At 72.0% G+C, this 2,107-nt stretch carries 2 protein-coding genes; both read left to right on the forward strand.

What is annotated here, in order from left to right; translation table 11 throughout:
* Positions 1-526, forward strand: a 526-nt coding sequence (locus ABD308_RS28150; protein WP_344340310.1) for a DUF2382 domain-containing protein, incomplete at its 5' end; no start/stop codon positions are given.
* A 148-nt stretch (positions 527-674) separates the two neighbouring features.
* Positions 675-2,107: MFS transporter (locus ABD308_RS28155; RefSeq protein WP_344340312.1), on the forward strand; the 1,433-nt coding region annotated here is incomplete at its 3' end.

A 2,107-nucleotide genomic window follows, 5' to 3' on the forward strand; every position in this document is an offset into this window, starting at 1 on the left:
GCCGCGGCCGGCCGTCGAGCCGCACGCGCGGACCGCGCGCCCGGAGACCGCCCCGGCCGCCGCCTCCCCCGCCGGCCGGGTGGAGATCACCTGCCGCGAGGAGCGCCTGGACATCACCACCGAGTGGCACGTGATCGGCACCGCGAAGCTGCGCAAGTACGTGACCAGCGAGCACGTGGAGCGCCGGGTCCCGGTGGTGCGCGAGCGGGTCCGGGTCGAGCGGATCCCGGTCGGCGAGGCCGAGCGGTCCGCACTGGACGAGAAGGAGATCGCCGAGGCGGTGGAGGAGGTCACCCTGCGCGAGGAGCGCCCGGTGGTCCGCAAGTACCTGGCGCCGGTCGAGCGGGTCCGCCTGGTGATCGAGCGGTACACCACCGAGGAGGTGGTCCGCGAGGAGCTGCGCCGCGAGCAGGTCGAGGTCCACGACAGCGCCCTGACCACCCCGGCCGCCCCGTCGTCGCCGCCTTCCTCGCCGCCCGCCGCGCAGACCCCGGCCCGCCCGGTCCCGGCCCGGCCGCTGGTCTGACCCCGCACCCCGCTCCCCAAGGGCCCCGGCCGCCACTGGCCGGGGTCCTTTCTCTTTGCCAAAGCTTAACCAATGGATATTTGACACTCTGAAGTATCTCCCGGCATGGTTACTTCAGTTCATTCACTATGTACGGGAGGAAGCAACCGTGAGTGAGGCACCACAGCCCACCACCGCGGCCGAGAAGCAGAGCAGCGCCCGGGTCCTGCCGGCCCTCATCCTGGCGATGCTGTCGTTCAGCGTGGTGCAGACCGCGGTCGTCCCGATCCTGCCCTCGCTCGCCAAGGAACTGGACGTCTCCGGCTCCAGCATCACCTGGCTGATGACGGCCAACCTGCTGTCCGCCGCCGTGCTCACCCCCCTGCTGGGCCGCTTCGGCGACCTGCGCGGCCGCAAGCCGATGCTGCTGATCTCGCTCGCCGGCCTGGTCGCGGGCTCCGCGCTCGCGGTCTCCACCCACTCCTTCACCTGGCTGGTCGTCGCCCGCGTGCTCCAGGGCGCCGGCGGTGGCGTGCTGCCGCTCGCCATCAGCATCGTCCGCGACGAGCTGCCCAAGCGGAAGGTGACCGGCGGCGTCGCCGCCATCAGCGCCTCGATGGGCGTCGGCAGCGGCCTCGGCCTGGTCGCCACCGGCCTGCTGCTGGAGCACTGGAGCTACAAGTCCATCTTCTGGATGGGCCTGGTCTTCGGCCTGATCGCGATCGCCCTGGTCGCCCTGCGGGTGCCCACCGACCCCGTCACCGACAAGGACGGCGGCGCCGACCCGCTCGGCGCCCTCACCCTCGCCGGCTGGCTCTCCGCCCTGCTGGTCGCGGTCAGCCAGGGCAACACCTGGGGCTGGACCTCCAACAAGACCCTCGGCCTGTTCGCCGTCGCCGCCGTGGTCGCCCTGGTCTGGGGCGTCATCGAGGCCAAGGTCGCCCACCCGCTGGTGGACATGAAGATGATGTCCCGTCCGGCCGTCGCCTTCACCAACCTGGCCGGCCTGCTGATCGGCTTCGGCATGTACGGCTCGTTCATGGTGATCAGCAACTTCGCCCAGACCCCGGAGAAGCTCGCCCACTACGGCTTCACCGCCACCGTGCTGCACGCCGGTGTGATGCTGCTGCCCTCCGCCCTCGGCTCGATGGTCGCCGCCCCGCTCGGCGCCCTGCTGATCGCCCGCCGCGGCCCGCGCCCGCCGCTGGTCCTCGGTGGCGTCCTCGGCGCCGTCGCGATGGCCTACCTGGCGCTGCGGCACAGCCACGAGGGCGACATCTACCTCGCCTCGGCCATCTTCGGCCTCGGCATCGGCCTCGCCTTCTCGGCGATGCCCGCCTACATCAACGGCGCCGTCCCGGTCGAGCAGAGCGGCATCGCCAACGGCATGAACGCCGTGCTGCGCACCGTCGGCGGCGCGATCGGCACCGCCGTCATGGCCGCCATCCTCACCGGCGACACCATGAAGCTGCCGATCCCGGTCTCGCTGCCCACCCTGGACGCCTACCGGCACGCGTTCTGGGCCGCCGCCGTGGTCTGCGTGGTGGCCGGCGCCGTCCCGTTCCTCATCCGCACCGTCAAGCCGGCCACCAGCGTCACCGT

Origin of the sequence: Kitasatospora putterlickiae (assembly GCF_039527695.1) — a bacterium.
In the GTDB taxonomy this organism is placed as follows: domain Bacteria; phylum Actinomycetota; class Actinomycetes; order Streptomycetales; family Streptomycetaceae; genus Kitasatospora; species Kitasatospora putterlickiae.